The organism is Litchfieldia sinesaloumensis, from assembly GCF_900156865.1.
GTDB classification, from domain to species: domain Bacteria; phylum Bacillota; class Bacilli; order Bacillales; family Bacillaceae_L; genus Ferdinandcohnia; species Ferdinandcohnia sinesaloumensis.
The window spans coordinates 1-1,298 of the sequence record NZ_LT732529.1; the positions used below are offsets into that span (position 1 = coordinate 1).

The following is a 1,298-nucleotide window of genomic DNA, read 5'->3' on the forward strand; positions in this document are numbered from 1 at the left end:
CCTGAAAAGCCGCAGTGAATAGGCCCAGGCGACTGTTTAGCAAAAACACAGGTCTCTGCGAAGCCGCAAGGCGAAGTATAGGGGCTGACACCTGCCCGGTGCTGGAAGGTTAAGAGGAGGGGTTAGCTCTAAGCGAAGCTCTGAATCGAAGCCCCAGTAAACGGCGGCCGTAACTATAACGGTCCTAAGGTAGCGAAATTCCTTGTCAGGTAAGTTCTGACCCGCACGAAAGGTGTAACGATCTGGGCACTGTCTCAACGAGAGACTCGGTGAAATTATAGTACCTGTGAAGATGCAGGTTACCCGCGACAGGACGGAAAGACCCCGTGGAGCTTTACTGCAGCCTGATATTGAATTTTGGTACAGCTTGTACAGGATAGGTAGGAGCCTTGGAAGCCGGAGCGCCAGCTTCGGTGGAGGCATTGGTGGGATACTACCCTGGCTGTATTGAAATTCTAACCCGAAGGCCTTATCGGCCTTGGAGACAGTGTCAGGTGGGCAGTTTGACTGGGGCGGTCGCCTCCTAAAAAGTAACGGAGGCGCCCAAAGGTTCCCTCAGAATGGTTGGAAATCATTCGTAGAGTGTAAAGGCACAAGGGAGCTTGACTGCGAGACCTACAAGTCGAGCAGGGACGAAAGTCGGGCTTAGTGATCCGGTGGTTCCGCATGGAAGGGCCATCGCTCAACGGATAAAAGCTACCCCGGGGATAACAGGCTTATCTCCCCCAAGAGTCCACATCGACGGGGAGGTTTGGCACCTCGATGTCGGCTCATCGCATCCTGGGGCTGTAGTCGGTCCCAAGGGTTGGGCTGTTCGCCCATTAAAGCGGTACGCGAGCTGGGTTCAGAACGTCGTGAGACAGTTCGGTCCCTATCCGTCGTGGGCGTAGGAAATTTGAGAGGAGCTGTCCTTAGTACGAGAGGACCGGGATGGACACACCGCTGGTGTACCAGTTGTCCTGCCAAGGGCATAGCTGGGTAGCTATGTGTGGAAGGGATAAGTGCTGAAAGCATCTAAGCATGAAGCCCCCCTCAAGATGAGATTTCCCATAGTGTTAAACTAGTAAGATCCCTCGAAGATGACGAGGTTGATAGGTCAGAGGTGGAAGCATGGTGACATGTGCAGCTGACTGATACTAATCGATCGAGGACTTAACCAAAAAAGAAAAGCGTAGGCGACTGTACTGCCTCGACAAGCGCTGGAACTTCTGACCGAAAAGTCGATAGACTTTGACAGAAGAAGTGAAGCGACCTCGAGAGGCTAGGAGCCGGAGCTAGACAAATGACTTCATGAATGT

General features: G+C 52.9%; 1 rRNA gene. It reads left to right on the plus strand.

Annotation, left to right across the window (positions count from 1 at the left end):
• A 23S ribosomal RNA gene (locus CZ490_RS00040) occupies nucleotides 1–1,160 on the plus strand; the annotation flags it as partial.
• Nucleotides 1,161–1,298: the final 138 nt, after the last annotated feature.